The 19584-nt window shown below is 45.2% G+C and carries 19 protein-coding genes, 1 pseudogene and 1 riboswitch; of the genes and pseudogenes, 8 read left to right on the forward strand and 12 right to left on the reverse strand.

What is annotated here, in order from left to right; genetic code table 11:
* Positions 1 to 46: 46 nt before the first annotated feature.
* Entirely contained in the window at positions 47 to 847 is an 801-nt protein-coding gene (locus ACBP55_RS24415) for a helix-turn-helix domain-containing protein (RefSeq protein ID WP_464645500.1), read from the forward strand.
* A 201-nt stretch (positions 848 to 1048) separates the two neighbouring features.
* Entirely contained in the window at positions 1049 to 1276 is a 228-nt protein-coding gene (locus ACBP55_RS24420; protein ID WP_029198041.1) for a hypothetical protein, read from the forward strand.
* Positions 1277 to 1309: 33 nt separating this feature from the next.
* On the opposite strand, the gene ACBP55_RS24425 is transcribed toward ACBP55_RS24420, so the two are convergent.
* The 8 genes from ACBP55_RS24425 to ACBP55_RS24460 form a co-directional block, all read right to left on the reverse strand.
* Positions 1310 to 1825 (reverse strand): DinB family protein, encoded by a 516-nt coding sequence (locus ACBP55_RS24425; protein ID WP_464645501.1) that lies wholly within the window; start codon positions 1823 to 1825, stop codon positions 1310 to 1312.
* A gap of 405 nt (positions 1826 to 2230) precedes the next feature.
* Positions 2231 to 4426: an alpha-galactosidase gene (locus ACBP55_RS24430; protein WP_464645502.1), complete on the reverse strand. Its 2196-nt coding sequence runs from the start codon at positions 4424 to 4426 to the stop codon at positions 2231 to 2233.
* 150 nt (positions 4427 to 4576) lie between these two features.
* Positions 4577 to 4864, reverse strand: a complete 288-nt coding sequence (locus tag ACBP55_RS24435; RefSeq protein WP_036634482.1) for a ferredoxin family protein — start codon at positions 4862 to 4864, stop codon at positions 4577 to 4579.
* Complete coding sequence (locus tag ACBP55_RS24440; protein ID WP_268616796.1) at positions 4861 to 6171, reverse strand: FAD-dependent oxidoreductase; 1311 nt, start codon at positions 6169 to 6171, stop codon at positions 4861 to 4863. The genes ACBP55_RS24435 and ACBP55_RS24440 overlap by 4 nt, the downstream gene beginning before the upstream one ends.
* A complete protein-coding gene (locus ACBP55_RS24445; RefSeq protein ID WP_464645503.1) occupies positions 6168 to 7307 on the reverse strand; it encodes an electron transfer flavoprotein subunit alpha/FixB family protein in 1140 nt (379 codons plus the stop codon). The genes ACBP55_RS24440 and ACBP55_RS24445 overlap by 4 nt, the downstream gene beginning before the upstream one ends.
* Before the next feature lie 64 nt (positions 7308 to 7371).
* Positions 7372 to 8208, reverse strand: a complete 837-nt coding sequence (locus ACBP55_RS24450; protein WP_464645504.1) for an electron transfer flavoprotein subunit beta/FixA family protein — start codon at positions 8206 to 8208, stop codon at positions 7372 to 7374.
* Positions 8209 to 8547: 339 nt separating this feature from the next.
* A complete protein-coding gene (locus ACBP55_RS24455) occupies positions 8548 to 8970 on the reverse strand; it encodes a GNAT family N-acetyltransferase (protein ID WP_464645505.1) in 423 nt (140 codons plus the stop codon).
* Positions 8971 to 9011: 41 nt separating this feature from the next.
* Positions 9012 to 9662 carry an HAD family hydrolase gene (locus tag ACBP55_RS24460; protein WP_464645506.1) on the reverse strand — a complete coding sequence of 217 codons (651 nt, stop codon included), beginning with the start codon at positions 9660 to 9662 and terminating at the stop codon, positions 9012 to 9014.
* Between the two features lie 206 nt (positions 9663 to 9868).
* Positions 9869 to 9961, forward strand: a riboswitch (cyclic di-GMP riboswitch).
* Positions 9962 to 10023: 62 nt separating this feature from the next.
* Here ACBP55_RS24460 and ACBP55_RS24465 point away from each other — a divergent pair.
* Both ACBP55_RS24465 and ACBP55_RS24470 read left to right on the forward strand, forming a co-directional pair.
* The gene (locus tag ACBP55_RS24465) at positions 10024 to 11016 is read left to right on the forward strand and encodes a diguanylate cyclase domain-containing protein (protein WP_464645507.1); all 993 of its coding nucleotides are present in this window, start codon (positions 10024 to 10026) and stop codon (positions 11014 to 11016) included.
* A gap of 24 nt (positions 11017 to 11040) precedes the next feature.
* Positions 11041 to 11805: pseudogene (locus tag ACBP55_RS24470) on the forward strand (putative bifunctional diguanylate cyclase/phosphodiesterase); the annotation flags it as partial.
* 20 nt (positions 11806 to 11825) lie between these two features.
* On the opposite strand, the gene ACBP55_RS24475 reads toward ACBP55_RS24470, so the two are convergent.
* Positions 11826 to 13157, reverse strand: a complete 1332-nt coding sequence (locus ACBP55_RS24475; protein ID WP_464645508.1) for an MDR family MFS transporter — start codon at positions 13155 to 13157, stop codon at positions 11826 to 11828.
* 198 nt (positions 13158 to 13355) lie between these two features.
* Here ACBP55_RS24475 and ACBP55_RS24480 point away from each other — a divergent pair, with 198 nt between their 5' ends.
* A complete protein-coding gene (locus ACBP55_RS24480; protein ID WP_464645509.1) occupies positions 13356 to 14123 on the forward strand; it encodes a sulfite exporter TauE/SafE family protein in 768 nt (255 codons plus the stop codon).
* A gap of 114 nt (positions 14124 to 14237) precedes the next feature.
* Here the strand turns inward: ACBP55_RS24480 and ACBP55_RS24485 are convergent, their stop codons facing one another.
* Entirely contained in the window at positions 14238 to 14981 is a 744-nt protein-coding gene (locus tag ACBP55_RS24485) for an ABC transporter permease (protein ID WP_464645510.1), read from the reverse strand.
* Between the two features lie 2 nt (positions 14982 to 14983).
* Positions 14984 to 15634: an ABC transporter ATP-binding protein gene (locus tag ACBP55_RS24490; protein WP_464645511.1), complete on the reverse strand. Its 651-nt coding sequence runs from the start codon at positions 15632 to 15634 to the stop codon at positions 14984 to 14986.
* A gap of 248 nt (positions 15635 to 15882) precedes the next feature.
* On the opposite strand from ACBP55_RS24490, the gene panD reads away from it, so the two are divergent.
* The 3 genes from panD (at position 15883) to ACBP55_RS24505 (ending at position 18485) form a co-directional block, all read left to right on the forward strand.
* A complete protein-coding gene (gene panD, locus ACBP55_RS24495; protein WP_464645512.1) occupies positions 15883 to 16284 on the forward strand; it encodes an aspartate 1-decarboxylase in 402 nt (133 codons plus the stop codon).
* The gene (locus tag ACBP55_RS24500) at positions 16277 to 17032 is read left to right on the forward strand and encodes a YheC/YheD family protein (RefSeq protein ID WP_464645513.1); all 756 of its coding nucleotides are present in this window, start codon (positions 16277 to 16279) and stop codon (positions 17030 to 17032) included. The genes panD and ACBP55_RS24500 overlap by 8 nt, the downstream gene beginning before the upstream one ends.
* Positions 17033 to 17279: 247 nt before the next feature.
* Entirely contained in the window at positions 17280 to 18485 is a 1206-nt protein-coding gene (locus ACBP55_RS24505) for a threonine synthase (protein WP_464645514.1), read from the forward strand.
* A gap of 424 nt (positions 18486 to 18909) precedes the next feature.
* On the opposite strand, the gene ACBP55_RS24510 is transcribed toward ACBP55_RS24505, so the two are convergent.
* Entirely contained in the window at positions 18910 to 19545 is a 636-nt protein-coding gene (locus tag ACBP55_RS24510) for a hypothetical protein (protein WP_029195165.1), read from the reverse strand.
* Positions 19546 to 19584: the final 39 nt, after the last annotated feature.

A 19584-nucleotide genomic window follows, 5' to 3' on the forward strand; every position in this document is an offset into this window, starting at 1 on the left:
CGATATAATCAAAACATCTCTTATTTGGCTATGAAAGGTGAATACAATGGAAACTGAGGTCTTAACCTGCGGCTATTCTTTTCATATGGAACCGTTTAATGTGAGCACCAAATCAGGTCTCATTTCTTATCTTTTCCGTTTACAAACAGAAGGCACTTCCGAGGTTCTAGTGGATGGCCATATGCAGCGCGTGGAAGCAGGTCATTTACTCCTTTTTCAACCGGGGGACCCTTATGAACTTCGTATCGAACACGAGTTGGATCAACCAAGCAGTAAAATAGCTAGTGGCGACTATTATGTATTCTGTAAGGGCGCTTGGATCGATGCCTGGTGGAAACGCAGCCTCAAACAAACTTGTACACGGATCGACTTAGATGCTCGGATAATCTCGCTTTGGCGGCAGCTTATTCTTGAGAAGCGAAGAATGGAAGAAGAAAACCACGAGCTTAGCGGATATTTGCTTCAAGCACTTTGCCTGTATGTCGAGCGTGCTGCAACAGAAACAGTCTCCTTACAAGGTCGTCCATTTACTGGTACACGTATGAAGAGGTTCATAGAAGCACAAGCTACTGCTACTTTTAAAGTAGATGATGTTGCCAACCATGTTGGTCTCAGCGTTTCCCGCGCTGTTCATTTGTTCAAAGAATGCTTCGGCAAAACCATGATCCAATATGCCCTTGAAGTGCGCCTAGCCAGTGCAGTTGAACGCATGCATGATAGTTCAATGTCCCTGGAGCAAATCGCTCTAAGCTGCGGTTTTGGCAGCTATCCTTACTTTCACCGAGCATTTAAACATAGATTTGGCATATCCCCCAAGCTTTTTCGCCAAAACGCTCAGCAAAATTAAAATCATCGAATTCACAAATTTTTCAAGAAATACGATCTAAGAATGAAACAATTCTTCTCTCTCATACGTATATTCTTATGAGAAGTAGAAATACATAGAAATATTTGGTTTTGTTTCAAAATTGTAAAACTATTTTAAGGTTAATTTAATAATATTCATATATGCTAATCTTATATCCAATTCCTAGGATGGTGAAAAATGATGAAAATGTTTATTACAATTCACAACAAACCCGTGCCAGTCTACTCAGATGAGAAAAATAAAAAGAAATTCAATTTATTGAAATCTGCACTCGAAGCAAAAGTGACAAAAGGAAGAGCAACAATTAAGAAATGCCTGGACTCTATTATTAGTATTGAGATCGTAGGTTGTGAAGCGATTCTCCATTCGTTTAATGAGCGCGACTCCCTTGCATTATCCCTATACTAAAAAAACGAGAAGTCCTAAGGACTTCTCGTTTTTTTAGTCATTATATTTTTGTTGGATGACGCCAAGATGATGTTGAGCATGACCGGCTATCACATAAGCAAGCGCGCGTGCAGAGATTTCATTGTTATTAGCGATCCCTTTACGCGACCAGGCTGCTTCTGAAATGGTTTTTAGCAGCGTAAATGTGGCTTGTCGTACGGCTTTAAAGTCATTTAACAAATCCTCCATCGACAGCTCGTCGAAAGAAGTATTGGCGATGTATAAATCCTGATCAAATCCTGGTAAATTCGTTGTATCTCCGCGAGCAATACGCAGCATCCGATAACTCATAATTCGCTCCGTATCCGTTATATGCCCCAAGACTTCCTTCAAGCTCCACTTCCCTGGCTCATATCGATGAAGCCCTTGCTCATCATTAATCGGCGAAAACAAATCGACAATAGCGTCTAATTGGCTGTGTAAAATGGACTGGTAATCACCTTCCGGAACTTGATTAATATAACCAGTAAAATATGGCGAGTATTCTTCACTAGCAGGTCGCTGCAGCATATCGAATGAATCTCCCTTCGTGATAAAAAAATTAAAATTATGTATGTCCTTATCTTATCGTAATTCAAAACAAATATGAAGCCATCATATAGTTTTCATTGGCGCTCCACTCTTTTCTATTTTTCAATCCAAGCCTTTCTGTGATATCTACAAATCTACTTAAAAGCCTTGAGTCCAAGGGATAGTCCGGTGAAAGCTTTCTCATGGTATTCCCTGAGCACTTCTTGAGAATAATCGGGGTCATCTCTGGAATTCACATCAAACTGAGTCTTGGGGATAGAGGTTCAGGACCATCATAGAGTTCCAACTATCTGAGCTAAAGGGATAGTGTTCATAGATACCTCTAGCTCAGAACAAATATAAAAAACACTGACCTCAGTGAAGAAGTCAGCGTTTTTGAACGGTCTATAACGGCTTATGCTCGAGCAGCCAGATTTTACTTTGGAAGTCTCCATGGAGACCGGAGACTGGCAGCCCGGCGTAGAGAAGATGATCGCCGGGGTACGCGCCTTGCAAGCCTGCGATTTGGTAATCGAAGGATGGGTTGAGACCTTTGAGCCGCAGCGTTTTGAGCGGCGCATTGGGTTCGGCGAGCACTCGGAAGTAAGCGACCATAGCTTGGGTCTTATCTTCGGAAACGATCATCCAAGCCGTTTCATTACCTTCGAATGGACTGAGTAAGCGGTACATGTCGCCGAATTGGATAAGCGGCCGAATATGTTTATAATCGGCAATTTGCTTTTTGACGATTTCTTTCTCCTCGTCAGTGAACCGGGTTAGGTCAAGCTCGTAACCAAAGTTGCCGGACATCGCAACATTGCCGCGCATTTCCAACGAAGTTTCACGGTGAACTTGGTGATTGGGTACTGCGGAAACGTGAGCTCCCATCGTACTAACAGGATAAACGATGCTCGTGCCATACTGAATTTTCAAACGGGAGATCGCATCAGTGTTATCGCTTGTCCACGTTTGCGGCATATAATACAGCATGCCTGGATCAAACCGACCACCGCCACCAGAGCAGCTCTCAAACAAGATATGCGGGAACTCGGTCGTCAATGTTTCTAGTACGCTGTACAGCCCAAGCATGTAGCGATGAGCGGTTTCTCGTTGCCTTTCTGAAGGCAGCGCAGCAGAACCAATTTCGGTCATATTACGGTTCATGTCCCATTTGACATAAGTGATCGGCGCGCTGCTTAGGATATCACGGATCATGTTCGTGATCGCTTCACATACATCTGCACGTGAAAAATCCAGTATTAACTGCTGACGACCTTCCGTACGTCTACGATTCGGTACATGCAGGCACCAGTCTGGGTGTTTTCGGTATAAGTCACTGTCTGGGGAAACCATTTCCGGTTCAAACCACAGTCCAAACTCAAGTCCCATCCCCTTGACTCTGGAGACGAGATCTTCAAGTCCACCTGGCAGTTTGGCCTTATCAACGACCCAATCTCCCAAGGAGCTGTTATCACTGTCTCTTTTGCCGAACCAACCATCGTCAAGTACGAATAATTCGATGCCAAGCTCTTTGCCGGCGCTGGCGATGCTTTCGATTTTATCCGCATTAAATTGAAAATACGTTGCTTCCCAGTTATTCACGAGCACTGGTCTTGTCCGATCACGGAATTCACCGCGGCAAAGCCGAGTACGGTAAAGCTTGTGATACGTTCTTGACATGTCCCCTAGACCAGCGTTTGAATAAACCATTACGGCTTCAGGCGTTTGAAAATGTTGTCCCGGCTCCAGCAGCCAGCTAAAATCAAATGGATTGATCCCCATAGATACACGCGCAGATCCATACGGCTCAACCTCTGCATGGGCAGCAAAATTGCCGCTATAAACAAGACTGAAACCATACACATCGCCATGATCTTCATTTGCGTCCTTGGATAGCAGTGCAACAAAAGGATTATGCTGATGGCTACTCGATCCGCGGCGACTTTCAACGGTTAATTTTCCAGGAGCTAAAGGTCTTCTCTCGATATGTCGCTCTCTAACCCAGCTACCTGAAAGCTGTAAAAGATCAAAATCACTATGCGGATAATCAACGCTCATACTAAGTGCTCTGAGCAGCTTTAGATCCCCAGATCCTTCATTTACGAATCGTACCGATCTAGTCAGTGCTGCATGCTGCTCGAAAATCGTATAAGCAAGAATGACGCGTAAACCAATCACAGAATCAACGAGTTCCAGCTCCAAGGTTTCCGCTTCATCGTCTCGCTCTGCATATGTCGCAGGAAGCCCTTCGAGCACGGGTTTTCCTTGGTAGATTCGATGCTTGTCATAGATGAGCTCAGAAATTGTTGATCCATCCGGAAGAGCAACTTGATAAGCTGGCTCCCGATAATCGCTTGTCCCGTATGCCGGGTACTCCTGAGGTAATGTATCGAAAGAAATGCTGCGATCCTCAGGAACAGGATTGGGTGAGAATGAACATCTCTCCTGAAATTGCAGGATCGAAGCCAATTGACCTGATCGGATAGGGCGTCCCCAGTAAACGTGAGCTGGGTAAGCGGAATTGATTAGTTGAATAACATAGCTCATTTGCTTGTTTTGTAAATGGAATAGTCCTTGTGTTGGTTCAAATGTAATTCGCATAATATCCCTCCTACCTCTTATTATCGTATCCCTTCGTAAACAAAACTATGGAGGATTAGCACCTACATATGGAGGAATGTAGTTTTTGGGTACATAGAAATAGGAGCTAAGGCTCTAAATAGCCCTAGCTCCGTTTCGTATTTTTCATTTTTAGCCAAATTTATAAGTCATGCCATAGCCGCCTTTGGGGTAAACCCAATCAATATTGTAGGATGGACACGCAATACGGCAGGTCCCGCATTCGATACAATTCTCAAACGCAACGGTTGTAATTTTGAGTTTCTTTTCCCATTCATAAACGTCCGAGGGACAAAAATAATTACAATCCTTCGTTACACAATTTAAACAGGTTTGTGTATCCTTGATAACGAGGTGCGACTTATCGTCGCATTTATAACGAATGGTAAATAGCTTATCTGAAATGTCACTTTGACTCATCCATTCATCGCCCTCCATCCCTTGTAGCCCAGCTTCATCAGATTTACAGTACCGCCTGCGGCATTTTTGATGAGCTTCATGGCCATTTTTTGCTTATCCGCTTTGGTAATCCCATCCACGAGGAACATGTTATAAGCCGCTTCATTCAGCGCTCTGGGCAGCTTGTCGAACAATAACTCTGGATCCTGCTCTTTGAGGAATTGATGCATGCCTTTGTATTTCTGTAAGTCTTTATGGACAAAAGATTCGCGGATCTTTTGATCATAGGCTTTGAGTGTAGCAGCTGAAAAATCGCTTTGCGCTTTGGCCTCGACAATCGCCTCACCGGCTAGCCGACCAGAGGTCATGGCTAAATTCGTTCCTTCGCGGTGCACAAAGTTGATTAACTGCGCGGCATCCCCGCAGACGCACCAGCCATCTCCCGACAACGGCGGGATTGAGTGAAAGCCACCCTCAGGGATCAAATGCCCGGAGTACTCCTTCGTTTCTCCCCCTTGAATCAATTTCCGAATCATAGGGTGCTGCTTAACTGCATCGAGAACCGCATAAGGCTTCACCTTTTTGTCCCGCAAATGATTAACCATAACGCCTACGCCTAGTGAAATGGTTTCTTTATTCGTGTATAGAAAACCCATGCCCGCCATTCCTAGCGAGGTCTCGCCCATAAACTCAATCGTAACGCCTTCGTCACCTTCGAGTCCGAATCGATCCTCGATTTTCTCCCTAGGTAGTGCAATGACCTCTTTCACAGCCAACGAAACTTCGTCCGGCATCCATTCTTTGTGAATGCCCATCGCTTTGCCGAGCAAGGAGTTCACGCCATCGGCAATGACAACAACATCGGCGTACAAATCGCCGTCATCTCGATCGGTACGAACACCGACGATCCTTTTGCCTTCGCGAATCACATCGAGTGCAACGGTTTCGTAAATTGGGATCGCCCCAGCGGCAACGGCTTTGTCGGCGAACCACTGATCGAACTTAACCCGCAGTCCAGTAAAGCAATTGTAAGGCTCTTTGTAAGCCTCATTGCGGTGCCCGAAGGTGACCATGGATTCTTTGCCCATCATCCAGATGCGCTGCTCCACAATGTAACGTTCCATAGGAAAGTTTTTTTCTTTCCAAAATTCGGGAACCAGCTCTTCGATTTGTTTACGGTATAGGACGCCTCCGAAAATGTTTTTGGCCCCAGGGAACTCGCCCCTCTCCAACAAAACAACGGATAATCCTGCTCGTGCCATCGTCAAAGCAGCTGCTGCGCCCGCAGGACCGCCGCCAACAACTATCGCGTCAAATTTCTCGTTCACTTGGCTTCACTCCTCTCAAGGACCACGTTAACCCCTGTCTTCGAATCGTCGGACGGCAAGGAGCTTTCTGTACTTGCTAGTTGAATGCCAAATAAAGTTCGACGCTTCCTTATCTCATTCGTAATGGCAGGAACAATTTTGAACATATCGCCTACGATGCCGTAATGAGCGAATTGAAAGATTGGCGCCTTTTCGTCTTTGTTTATCGCCACAACGACATCCGCATGACTCATGCCTACGGTATGCTGAACTGCACCGGAAATGCCGATGGCGAAGTATAGCTTCGGCCTGACCGTGGCACCAGTTTGACCAACCTGGTGCTCATGCCCGATCCAGCCCGCGTCGACCGCGGCACGCGACGCGCCAACGACGCCGCCGAGCGCATCCGCTAGCTCGCCGAGCATCCCGAAAGCATCGGGCCCGCCCAGCCCACGGCCCCCTGCCACGATAATCTCGGCATCCTCGAGATTGAGCTTGCCTGTTTCGCGCAGGAAGTCGAGCACCTGCGCGGCGATTTCTTCCTCTCGCATCGCCGCGGAGATAGCGATGATTTCACCTTGGCGCGACGTGTCCTTCGTCAGCGCCTGAAACACCCCGGCGCGCGCCGTCGCCATCTGCGGCCGGTACTGCTTACAGAGGATGGTGGCCATCATCTTCTCGGAAAAGGCCGGCTGGCCAGCAGCAGCCTGGACGGCGGCGGCTCCACGTCGAGCTGCGTCGTGTCGGCCGTCAGCCCCGTCGGCAGGTGCGTCGCTATCGCGCCTGCCAAGTCGCGGCCCGTCGCTGTCGCGCCGAACAGCACGATCTCGGGCTTCGCTTCCTCGATCAGCTTCAAGCAGACTCGGCTGTATGGCCGAGTCCGGGTAGGTGCGAAGCTCGGGGGCTTCGCATAGGAACACCCTGTCCGCGCCGTAATGCACGGCTTCATCGGCGAGGTGGGCCACATCTTCGCCGATGACGAGCGCCATGAGCGGCGCGTCTAGCTTCGCTGCCAGCTTCTTGCCTTCGCCTAGCAGCTGCCAGGAAACCTTCTTCGCAGCTCCATCTCGCTGCTCCACAACGATCAATACTCCCCGATAAGCCGACCAATCGGGCATCGATACTTCAGGCTGGTCCGGTGATTGTTCATTTGACATCGTGACTTCCTCCATTCCCATAACGGTGATTCTGAGTTTTTCGGGTCGTACACATGCTTTACTTTCACGAAGACCAGTCTAACAAAGTCTGCATCTCTTTCGTCATGAGCTGATCAGCTAGCTGAGCAGCGGCTGCTTCCGGCGAATCAAACGCGATCATATGCGTTTTAACCGCTTTTACCTCCGGCACCCATGTTTTGGCTACGATCGTTGGTGAGCCTTTTAGCCCGATTTTCGCTTTTTCAAGATCCGGAAAATCAGCCGTCGTCCAAACAGTCGGCTTATAACGCGCAGCCCGAATCATACCAGGCAGCGATGCTCGTCTCACCTTGTTCAGTTCCTTCAGTGCCGTTATCAGCACCGGCATGCTTGTCTCAACGACTTCAATGCCATCTTCCAAGAGCCGATGCACACGAACTTTTCGCCGCTTTTCATCCACACTGACGACTTTGTTGACATAAGTAAGCTGTTCCAAATCCAATCGGCATGCGACGCCAGGCCCAACTTGCCCCGTGTCGCCGTCCAGCGTTTGTTTGCCGCAAAAAACAATATCCACCGGTCCCCACGTTTCAGCAATTTTGCGGATGGTTCGGGCAACAACGTACGATGTCGCCAGCGTGTCCGCTCCCGCGAAGCCGCGATCCGTCACCAACACAGCATCATCTGCCCCGAGGGAGATGCATTCCTTTAAACCTTTCTCCGCAGGCGGAGGTCCCATTGTTACTACTGTAATCCTTGCACCTTGTTCATCCTTAATACGGAGCGCCTCTTCCAGCCCGTGCATATCATAGAAGTTCACGATACTTGGGACACCTTGGCGAATTAACGTATTATTTTTGGGGTCAATGCGAATTTCTCTAGAGTCAGGTACCTGCTTGATACAAACGACAATATGCAGCATCTCTGCACCCTCCTATTTCTTAGAAAACTTACTTGCACATTCGACAGCAAACGGATCGGAGCTTGTCAGCATTGTGAATTTTGTCACTTAAAATGACGAAACGAAATCGCTTTCACTCTTTTTTTTAAGTTAATAATCTAAAACAATATATGCGAAAAGCCTGCTAACATGACACTTAATTTAGTCCAACGCTTAAAAGTAATCTTATCGATGTAACCTAGCAATTGAGTTGGAGGTGGCGTTTAGCCACGAACGCACATGCTGGACGCAACACAAAAAGGACCTGAGTCGACGGTCGACGACTCTGGTCCTTTTTAAAAGAGATACATCTATACAAACCTACTCCTCTTCCGCTTCTTCCACCTCATACGTACATAGGAAACGTTCTACACCGGGATACTTCTCCCCGAGGCTGCGGATGACGAACCCAATATTTCGATAAAATTGGACCGACTCTTCATCCGTTTCTGCCACGATTCGAACCGGATGCATATCTTCAATAATTTCAAGGATGATCCCTCGGCCAAAGCCTACCCCTCTGCTCTCCGGTTCAACGGCCAGATGAGTGATCGTCATCTCCTGATTATCATTCAGTTCAAAGCCGATAATGCCCACCATGATACCTTCGGATTCATACCCAAACAGCCAAAGATTTGCATCATTTTCATAACTCTCAAGAACCGGTTGAAGCGCCTCCGGATCAGGGAAAACACTGTAACTAAGCAGTTCTTGTATGTCATTTTCGTTGAGTCGGGATTTCACATTTACTAACATCTTTATTCACTACTTTCATTAATCGTTATCTACACATAATCTAACAACTTAAGCAAGCTGTCAATATTCGCTATAGGTGTAATCCCCTTCTCCTTCATCAAGTGATCGTTGGTCCCATAACTAATAAAGGGGATTCCAGCATCTATGGATGCTCTGCCATCTATCCACGAATCTCCGACCGATATCCATTCTCGCTCATGAATTTGAGGAAAATGCTGCTTGGCGGCTAAGTATCCGGATGGAGAGGGTTTCATCGCTGCCATTTGCTCTCTTCCGATAATCAAATCAAAGTATGGATGAATTCCGGTCTCTTCCAGCGCATGAACCGCGGACTTGTACGAATTGTTTGTCACAATAATCAGGACATAGTGCGACTTTAAAATCATTAGAAGCTCGGAAACATGGGATTCCAGACCTGCGCCCTCCATACCTATTAGTTCATGATGAACGACCATTTTCATCACTTCTGTATAGGTCTCTTCAGGCATCCCCTTCGCTTTCACATACGCAATCATGGTTGACGTGGTATGCTCTTGAATCGGAAAATCAACCGGTAATAGATCATTCTCGGTAAGGAAGTCTGCCACTTGCTTTTTCATCATTTGGAAATTAATTCTCGACCTCAGCAGCGTATTATCCATATCAAAAATAATGCCTCGAACTTGGCTTGATTTATTCATTAAGCCTCACCTATCCATCTCTAGAACTACAAAATATTTAAGAAATTAGCATTATAAATTATTCTTAGTTGAATTCGACATTTTTCGCTATTTATATGCAAATACCGCTATAGACACGTCATTTTCAACTAATTATAATGAGGCGTATTAACTGGTATTTAAGCTTTTCGCAACATTTACCAGTGCCTTTTGAACTACATATATGGAATCGTTAAAAGCAAACCATTGGAAACAATGCGACGCAAAGCCATGACCTAAGGCATCCCTAACTTGGATGCTATGGACGACAGGTTACCGAGTCAAGGAGTTCATCCTTTCATTCGGGATGGACTTTTTTATTTATACGAAATGAGGTTGATTCATGCATCTTACGCTGATAGATAATTATTTGATTTACCTCATGCTGCTAGTGCTCATTATTTCAATCATTGCTCTTTACATATCCTTTAGTAACAAAACAGCACTCAACGCTTCCATACTAGAGTCTGCTATCGATTGTATCATGATGTTTAATACAAGTGGAAAGATCATTGCATTCAATCCGGCGGCTGAAGCGATTTTTGGTTACGAACGCAAAGAAGCTTTAGGGCTTACGTTAATCGATTTTCTTTTTGAAAAAGATGGCCAGGAGACAACCTTCTTAAATCTGCTATTCACAGCCAAAGACGAAACGATTATCGGTAAGCGAATCGAATTGAAAGCCTATCGTTCGGATGGCAGCGTATTTCCCGCAGAAATAACGATGACGAGCTCTTCGTATAAAGGAATGTATGTCTATACAGCTTATATCCGCGATTTAACAGAGAAAAAGAAGTCCGAGGAAATCGTACATCAACTAGCCTACTTTGATCTGCTGACAGGGTTGCCGAATCGCAACCAGTTCAATCAGCTTTTCCATGATGCGTTAAACAACGCCAAACAACATAATCAGAGCTTAGCTCTGCTTTTCCTTGATGTAAATCGGTTTAAGCTCATCAACGATACGTTAGGCCATCACTTAGGAGATCTTGTTTTGAAGAAGTTCTCCGCATTGCTTTCGGAAAGTTTGTTAGCTCAAAGCATTGTCTCTAGACTAAGCGGCGATGAATTTGTGATTTTGTACCCGCTAGGCAATCAGAAGTCAGCTGCTGTGCAAGCCGAAAGAATCATTCAACAATTGGAAGCTCCTTTCCAAATCGACGGGCGCAATGTTTTTGTTTCCACCAGTATTGGTATCTCTTTGTATCCGATCGATGGAGAAGATCCCGAGGTTCTACTGAAAAATGCCGATCAAGCCATGTATATGGCCAAAGAACGCGGAGGAAACCATTATTATTTTTATAAACAGGAAATGAGTGTCCTTTATTCGAGGTGAAATGCATGCGAACAATCCCTCCGAACAGCCATAGAACATAATGAGCTCATCTTGATGTACCAACCCAAATTCAATATTCCTTCCGGCAAAATAATCGGTGTCGAAGCTTTACTGCGTTGGGATAGCCATAAGTTAGGCAGTGTCTCGCCGAAGGAATTTATTCCGATTGCAGAAGAATCCGGACAAATTATTGCCATCGGAAAATGGGTTTTACAAACTGCCTGCCTACAAATGAAAAAATGGCAATCTGCGGGTATGGAGCCTGTTCCAATTGCAGTCAATCTATCCGCTGTCCAGTTTCATCAAGAAGATTTGGTGACCATGATACTCGATATTCTGCATCAAAACGAGCTGGAAGCACAGTATTTAGAACTCGAAATTACCGAAAGTGTATCGATGAATAACGGCCGTAACATCATGGAAAAGCTTTATGCTTTACGGCGCAAGGGAGTTAAAATCGCTGTCGATGATTTCGGAACTGATTACTCATCCTTAAGCTTTTTACAGAATTCTCCTATCAATACTTTGAAAATTGATAAATCGATCGTTCAAGATATTTCCACCAGTATATCTGCATCTTCTATCATTGAAGCTATAATGGCCATGTCACATAGTTTAAACAAGAATGTCATTGCAGTAGGTGTGGAAACTCAAGAACAGCTCACTTTTCTAGAGAAAATTGGTTGTCAACATATACAAGGATATTTATTCTCTGTTCCGCTTACTGACCAGCTATTTGAAACGAGCTATGTTATCCATGATGCAAATGCTAGTCCAAATGCTTTATGAGAAAAGCCAGAATTCGGAGGTTACTCCGTCTTCTGGCTTTTCAGATTGGACGCTGAACGAATAGCAAACGGCATGGCCAATGAAAGTAAGCTTGCCAAAAGTCCAAACACGAACATGTCGTGAATCCCTGTATAAAAGACGCTGGATTTAGTAAGGATTGCCCCCATAATCGTTACGCTGACCGCTGTCCCGATATTCCGTGCAAAGAGCTGCAGCGAGGTGGAAATGCCCTTCTGATGCGCTTCTACCAGCTGCTGTGAACCGATTGTTGTTATTGTGAAGATTAATCCATAAGCAAGACCAAGCATCATTAGTGCGCTAAACGTGTACCAGAAAGAAGAACCCTTGTGTATAAAATAAAACAAAGCCGCTGTAATGACGAGTATCACATTTCCTATGATTAAAAGACGTTTATATCCATAGCGAACCACCCATTTTCCGCATGGTACAGCAACGGCCATCCACCCAATCGATGTACTCAAAAGCGCAATTCCGCTGACAAACAACGAGTAGCCTTGATTTTGCAAGAAGAGAGGAACGAAGCTGGAAGTCCCAAAGAGCGCCGCGCAGCTGAGAAACGAGCTTGCAATCATAATCGCCACCGGACGATTCCGCAGCAGATTTAACGGAACGATCGGCGCAGGATGCTTTCTCTCATATAAAAAGAATGCCATCATGAATATGCCCCCTAACGCTCCATATATGTAGCTATAATGCTCAACTGCAGTAGTAAGCAGCAAAAAGGATATTCCGCAGGCAAACAAAATAGCCCCACCATAATCGACCACTGCTTTCTTCGGTTGATACACTTCCTTATACGGCTGCAAGGCAAGAAGTGCAACGATACATACCGGTATATTCACGAAAAAAATCCACCGCCAGCTCAGGTAGGTCACGAAGAACGTTCCTAATAAAGGCGCTAATATCGCAGATAACCCCCACATCCCTGTGAAATACGCTTGAACTTTACCTCGCTCCTCCACTGGATAAATATCTCCCGCTATGATGGCAGGAAAAGGCATCATCACTCCTGCGCCAATACCTTGAATCGCTCTGAACAGGATCAACTGCAGCATGCTCTGGGATAGACCGCAAAGCACAGATCCGAAAAGAAACAACAATATGCCTGCTGCAAAGATCCGTTTCCGCCCAAATAGGTCAGATAATCTGCCTGCTAATGGAGCTAATACGGTAGAAAGAACCATATATGAGGTAAATGCCCATGCGTACAGGTCATTGCCGCCAATTTCGTTCACAATAATCGGCATTGTGGTATTCGCAATCGTGGTATCGATCGACGAGACTAATACCGCCAAAACAATACTCACCATAACCGTTGTTCGATTTCTCATGGATGTTCCCTCCTAATTGCTGACTTTATTCACATCCACATATTGTAACTGATTCCAGAATGGATGAATAGCATGTTCAGAGTATGATGAAGTCAATTAAAAAAGCAAATCAAAAAATTCCTCTTTACATAATGCTTTTCTATATAATAAAATTAATCCAATAAGGTTAGTGGGTAATTCGATTGGGGACATGACAACATGACTTTAAGTGTATTATTTATGGGCGTATTCGTAGGTTTTATGGTCGGATTAACTGGTGTTGGCGGAGCTTCGCTGCTAACCCCTATTTTGATCCTGATTGGTATTCATCCTTCAATTGCCGTGGGAACAGACCTTTTTTATAATTCGATTACAAAGCTTTTTGGCACGATTCAGCATTGGCGGCAGAAAACGATTGATTTCAAGCTGGTTAAAATGCTCGCTATGGGTAGTATTCCAGGTGTTATCGCAGCCGTTGTTTTTTTGAAATTATTCAATTCGTTCTTTCATAACCAGGAAATTATTATTAAGCATGCACTTGGTTATGTCTTGATTCTGGTAGCTTTTGCTACCTTGTTTAAAGTTTTCTTCGGCCACAAGATCAAAGAAAATCGCTGGCAGCTCCAATCTTTGGAGGAGAAACGAGGACTAACCATTACAATTGGTGCTGTACTGGGTTTTGTTGTAGGGCTTACGTCCATAGGATCTGGCTCCCTGTACGCTATTGTCATGCTTTACTTTTTCCGCATGAATCCCGCTCAACTTGTAGGAACAGACATCGCTCACGCTTTTTTCCTTGCGACGACAGCAGGCATTCTGCACGCAAGTATGGGGAATGTGAATTATACACTCGTCCTCAATCTTCTCATCGGTTCTATTCCCGGCGTCGTTATCGGAAGCATGCTATCCACCAAGGCACCGACCGCTATTCTGCGCACGATTATTGCAAGTCTGGTATTAATTAGCGGCCTTAAATTAATAGGATGAAGCACAGCAACCGTTCATCCATAACGAAGAAGCGTCCGAGTAAACCAATCGGACGCTTCTTGCTGATCACATATCATGTCGTTTTGTGCGGTTCCCCGGGAAATATCCGCTGCTTTATTTCAATGTCATTTCCCGAGTAAACCACAATTTATAACTAAGCATGCTTAATATGATACTTGTAATTGCCGCTGCTGCTGTGAATGCAAACAAAATCAACATTTGATATCGAACGGCTTCCACAGGATTTGCTCCTGCGATAATCATCCCCGTCATCATTCCAGGCAGCTGTACGAGTCCAACTGTTTTCATTCCGTCTATCGTCGGAATCATGCTGGCCTTCACGGAGCGCTGCAGTGCTTGCTGAATCGCCTGTCTAACCGAGGATCCGAGAGCTAGCAGCGCTTCAATTTCTCCGCGCGACGATTGCACCTCACGATTCATTTGATTCAAAAACAAGCCACAAACAATCATTGAACTACCAATGGTCATCCCGCTAATCGGGATAATGAACTGGCTAGTTGGCTTGATAATTTGTAAACTGAGCATGAGTGACATTGTAATCGTTTCCGTTACAGCAATCGCAGCAGCTATTCTCCAATATATCCCCTTTAACCCTTCTCCACGTTTGCCCGCATTGTGTGTAGCAACCACAATCATAACAGCAATGATCATAAAGATAAGTCCCCAATGCTCCGTCTGAAAAATAAAGTGAAGCACATAACCAATGAACAACAGCTGCAAGGCTCCACGAATGGTTCCCACAGCAATGTCCTTCTCAAGCCCAAGCTTCTGCCATTTAGATAAGGCAACTGTAATCATGACAAAGGTCAATGTAAAGCCTAACGCTAGCGTAGACACGTCTAATCCATCCCCCCTTCGACTGAGGGCATATCCGTCCATTCCAACGAGTCTTCCGGTACAGTTTCAACTAATAATCCGCGATTCAAATACCAGAACCGATTGCCTACCCTCTTGGCTTGCTCCATCTCATGCGTTACCCATATAAGCCCAGCTTCCCGCTCTTCAAGCCAATTCATCAGGGTATCTTCAACTGCTTGCTTGCTGTGTGCATCCAGTGCAGAAGTTACTTCATCAAGTAAGAGGATATCCGCTCCCAGCAGCATTGACCGGACTAATTGAACCCGCTGCTTCTGTCCTCCAGATAAATCAGCCGCCTTCTGAGACCAGCTCAGGTCTCCAAGCCCAACCTGCTCCATCAAGCTTAGCGCCAATGATTTATCGAAATTACGCTGATGCAGTTTACTCACCAAAGCCAGGTTGTCTTCGACCGTAGTAGGCAGCATAACCGGCTGTTGGGGGACATAACAGACTTTCTTCCGCCATTCACTTGGTCCCCAGCTCGCAACCTGTTGTCCATGCAAGGATAAGCTTCCGCCATCCATGCTTTCTAAGGTGGACAAGATCCGAAGCAGTGTACTCTTCCCTTGGCCGGAAGGACCTAGAATTGCAATTCGATCTTTGGGCATGACGTTCGCACTTATTTGCTCCATTAAAGGCGTCAGGCCTTCATTCGGATGCTTCTTATGTAGATTTTCAATAACCAGAATAGGCTGCAGTACTTTTCACTCCCATCTATCCAAGTTTATATATATCCATTTTAATAGTATATCACAGCCATAAATCAACGGGGCATTTACCCATTTTTCGCTCAAAATAGGCTTTAGCCTACACCAGTTGACCGACCTTAGGCATACTTTGTGAGGAATACCCAATGTGATGATAAAGGAGCTACTGCAATATGCTGCGACTAATGTGTAAAGGGAAGATCCACCGTGCGACGGTAACGGAAGCCGATTTGGATTACGTGGGAAGCATTACTATAGATGGTTTATTGATGCGCAAAGCGAACATTTTACCCTATGAAATGGTTCAAGTGACAAGTCTTCGTAACGCCACCCGGTGGAAAACATACGCGATCCCTGCGCCGGAAGGCTGCGGCAAGATCGGTTTGAATGGCCCTCCCGCCCACCTTTTTGCTCCAGGCGACCTCGTTATTATTCTTAGTATGGGACTTATGAATGAAACTGAAATTAACAACCTCAAACCTCAAGTGGTTTTCGTAGATGAACGCAACCAACTGCTCCGAGTTGAAGAACATGATCTAGTTATTCTCAAACAAGAAGCGAAATCCAATGAGTAAGCTAAACACAAGCAAATGGACCAAATATAAGCTGCTGCGGAAATCGTCTAAACTTAGTGTGAATCTTCCTGAAACAGCATGGTTGCGAGAAAGCTCATTCTGGCGAATGATAAAAAAATACGGTGAAATCATCATTAAACCAACTGGGAGCTATGGGGGAAATGGTGTCATTCGGATCAAAAAGATGGATTCTTCCACCTATGTGGTTCAGGATGGCGCTACGAAGAAAAGCTTTACACAATATAACCAATTAAACGCCTATATCAAAAAGAAGGCGCTCAATAACAACATTATTCAGCGGCGGATTCCGCTTGCCACGGTGAATGACCGCCCTTTTGATCTCAGAGTGATGGTGCAGCGCCGTTTGGATTCTCCTTGGGAAGTAACTGGTAAACTGGCCAAAGTAGCCGGAAAGGGCTTTATCGTGACGAATATTCGCCTGAGCAGCGGTAAGGTCGTATCCTTGGATTATGCTCTCAAAAACTCGGAGCTCAAAAAGATGCGGGCTGCCGACCTCCATTCACAGCTTGATAAAGTTGCTCTAAAAGCAGCTCAGCAATTAAGTCCTTATTATTCTTGGGTGCGTACGATGGGGATTGATATGGCTTTGGATAAAGAAGGAAATGTGTGGATTATTGAGGTTAATTTCGCTCCGATGCTTGAGCTATTTTTGAAGTTGAAGGATAAGTCGATGTTCCAGAAGATGAAGTCATTTCACAAAAGCAAACCAATAAAAAGAGTTAATTAACAATGATAATTAACTAAGAAATTGACGGAGAAATATAGGGAGAAATATAGGGAGAAATATAGGGAGAAATATACCGAGAAGTACTCCTAAAATAAACCAAAAATAAAACGAAAATAAATAAAATCAAAAGACACAAGCCGTTTCCTTCTTCTCCTCTTGATAATAGTCTAAATAAGAGTTTGCTATTGCAAGACTCAAATTACAACTACGTTAGTTTTCCTGTCGAAAACTTGGAGGAGGCCCGGAGATGAACCGATTGGGGCTTTATTGCTCACGATGTTCTGCAAGGCTCCCTTTCCGCTATCAAGAAATGAAATGTGACTGCGGTGGCACTTTATTGGTCGATTACGACTTGGAGCACATAGCTAGAACGTTAACGAAAGAAGCTTTACAAATACGCTACCCATCAATGTGGAGATATAAAGAATTGCTTCCAGTGAGTAACCCTGATTGTATCATCACATTAGGCGAAGGCTGGACGCCACTTCTGCGCATGCAGGAATGGGAGAAGAAGCTTCCTATTAAACGCCTATGGATCAAGAGAGAAGAGCAGAACCCTACAGGGAGCTTCAAATCGAGAGGCTTCTCCGTCGCCGTTTCCTTGCTCAAGGAAGCGGGAGCGACGAAAGCGGCCGTACCATCAAATGGAAATGCCGCGGGGGCATTAGCTGCCTATACTGGACGTGCTGGTATCGAGGCTTCCGTCTTTATCCCTATGGATTGCCCGCCATTAATCGTGGACGAATGTCCGTTATATGGAGCAGCCACCTTCCTCGTCGATGGCTTCATTCATGATGCAGCAGCAATCATTGAAGCTGGTAAAAAAGATCAGGGCTGGGTAAACGTCGGCACTCTGAAGGAGCCAGGACGTGTAGAAGGCAAGAAAACTATGGGACTTGAACTCGCTGAACAACTCGGTTGGACATTCCCCGATGTCATCATCTATCCCACCGGCGGCGGCTCCGGTATTATCGGCATGTGGAAAGCTTACCAGGAGCTCAAAGCACTACGCTGGATTGACGGTCCCATGCCAAGATTCGTCTGCGTGCAGGAAGAGGGATGTCAGCCCATCGTCGATGGTACAGCAAACAGCCAAACTGCTAGTTCCTTGCCTGCTGGAGTAGAAGCAAGTCCGACAGGCATGCGCGTACCGAATCCGCCAGACTTGGCGCTTATCCTGTCGATTGTGAAACAAAGCGGCGGCACAGCCATCGCCATCTCCAAGAGCCAAATTGCCGAGGCGACTCGCACTTTGGGCTCGCAGGGCATTTCCGCGTCCCCCGAAGGCTCGGCAACCTGGGCAGGTCTGCTCGCCCTCTGCGACAGCGGATGGCTGCGCCCGAGCGATTCCGTTGTGCTTTTTAATACGTCGCATGCGATGAAATATGTGAAGTTTGGATCCTTCTCTTCACTTCCGATTATTAGCAGCTATGAGGAGTATCTCCGTTTGTAGGAAGTAAACTTTTAACGTGTTTCTTGGAGGCTAAGAGATTCCTATTCCTATTCCAACCCCTACTTCTTCTTCAATACTTACACTTACTCTCTGACATACTGCATAACATCCGAACGTTTAAAGGAGCATTGTTGTACGTTGTACAACATAAATCAAACAAATTAGCCTCTTTCTAGGCGATTGTTGTAAAAAGTACAACATTTTCGCCTAAAATCAGCGCATTTGAGAGAAAATCGACCAAATTGTTGCACAAACTACAACAGTTCCAGCTCTGCGAGAAGAAACTAAGAAAATTGTTGTACGTTGTACAACTTCTCTCGTTGCAAACACGGAGAACCCCCTGTAAACAGGTAGACTATTCCTCTATAAGCCCATAAAATCAAACAGCCAGGAGGAAACCCTCCCGGCTGTTCTCTTCTCAACCTTATTGACCTAAATTATTTTCTTCATACAACCGATACATTGCTTGAATTAAAGGCTCGGCCGGGTCACGATTCAATAAATATAACGTCATTAAATATTGCAGTGGAAGCGCACACGTATTATTGCCGTCTTCAACAGCTACGAAGCCAGCCTCAAGAACTGGGCCATGCTCCTCATGAAGCTCCAAGTCAACATAGATCTTTTGATCAGGGAATTCTTCCCGCACAGTAGCCGCGCAATAAGGAACAATATGTTTATCCAGCAGTTCTTTGGCTTCATCTTCCGATTGTGGAGGATTCGGCAGCGGATGATTTTCTGGGCTTCTCAGCAAATCTACGAAGAAGGACGATAGCCATAGCCCTGCATTCGGATTCGTTTGGAAGTTTCTCATAATTTCATTCAAGAAAAATCCGCAGGATGTGGACTTTTCATCATTTTTAAGTGTGAAAGCAAACATTGGACCATAAGTCGGATTATTGCCGATTTGTCCATCTACTTCATATTCAGGAAATTGTTCTTTCATTACTTCTTGAATGTGCTGAAACCAAGTCATAATGATTTGGGCTTGTTCGCGTTCTTGATCTTGTTCTTGTTCGTTATCTACTGGAGCTTGTGTATCGATATCTTTTTCTGTCATTGTGGTTAAAGCCTCCTGAATCATTCAAATTGGCACGAA

The sequence above is a fragment of the Paenibacillus sp. WG02 genome, assembly GCF_055396115.1.

Coding starts and splice junctions, on each gene's coding strand:
- ACBP55_RS24435 (WP_036634482.1), bottom strand. CDS start 4,864: ATGAGTCAAAGTGACATTTCAGATAAGCTATTTACCATTCGTTATAAA.
- ACBP55_RS24425 (WP_464645501.1), bottom strand. CDS start 1,825: ATGCTGCAGCGACCTGCTAGTGAAGAATACTCGCCATATTTTACTGGT.
- ACBP55_RS24480 (WP_464645509.1), top strand. CDS start 13,356: ATGACTTTAAGTGTATTATTTATGGGCGTATTCGTAGGTTTTATGGTC.
- ACBP55_RS24465 (WP_464645507.1), top strand. CDS start 10,024: ATGCATCTTACGCTGATAGATAATTATTTGATTTACCTCATGCTGCTA.
- ACBP55_RS24415 (WP_464645500.1), top strand. CDS start 47: ATGGAAACTGAGGTCTTAACCTGCGGCTATTCTTTTCATATGGAACCG.
- ACBP55_RS24420 (WP_029198041.1), top strand. CDS start 1,049: ATGAAAATGTTTATTACAATTCACAACAAACCCGTGCCAGTCTACTCA.
- ACBP55_RS24490 (WP_464645511.1), bottom strand. CDS start 15,634: ATGGAGCAAATAAGTGCGAACGTCATGCCCAAAGATCGAATTGCAATT.
- panD (WP_464645512.1), top strand. CDS start 15,883: ATGCTGCGACTAATGTGTAAAGGGAAGATCCACCGTGCGACGGTAACG.
- ACBP55_RS24475 (WP_464645508.1), bottom strand. CDS start 13,157: ATGAGAAATCGAACAACGGTTATGGTGAGTATTGTTTTGGCGGTATTA.
- ACBP55_RS24505 (WP_464645514.1), top strand. CDS start 17,280: ATGAACCGATTGGGGCTTTATTGCTCACGATGTTCTGCAAGGCTCCCT.
- ACBP55_RS24430 (WP_464645502.1), bottom strand. CDS start 4,426: ATGCGAATTACATTTGAACCAACACAAGGACTATTCCATTTACAAAAC.
- ACBP55_RS24450 (WP_464645504.1), bottom strand. CDS start 8,208: ATGCTGCATATTGTCGTTTGTATCAAGCAGGTACCTGACTCTAGAGAA.
- ACBP55_RS24445 (WP_464645503.1), bottom strand. CDS start 7,307: ATGTCAAATGAACAATCACCGGACCAGCCTGAAGTATCGATGCCCGAT.
- ACBP55_RS24510 (WP_029195165.1), bottom strand. CDS start 19,545: ATGACAGAAAAAGATATCGATACACAAGCTCCAGTAGATAACGAACAA.
- ACBP55_RS24460 (WP_464645506.1), bottom strand. CDS start 9,662: ATGAATAAATCAAGCCAAGTTCGAGGCATTATTTTTGATATGGATAAT.
- ACBP55_RS24500 (WP_464645513.1), top strand. CDS start 16,277: ATGAGTAAGCTAAACACAAGCAAATGGACCAAATATAAGCTGCTGCGG.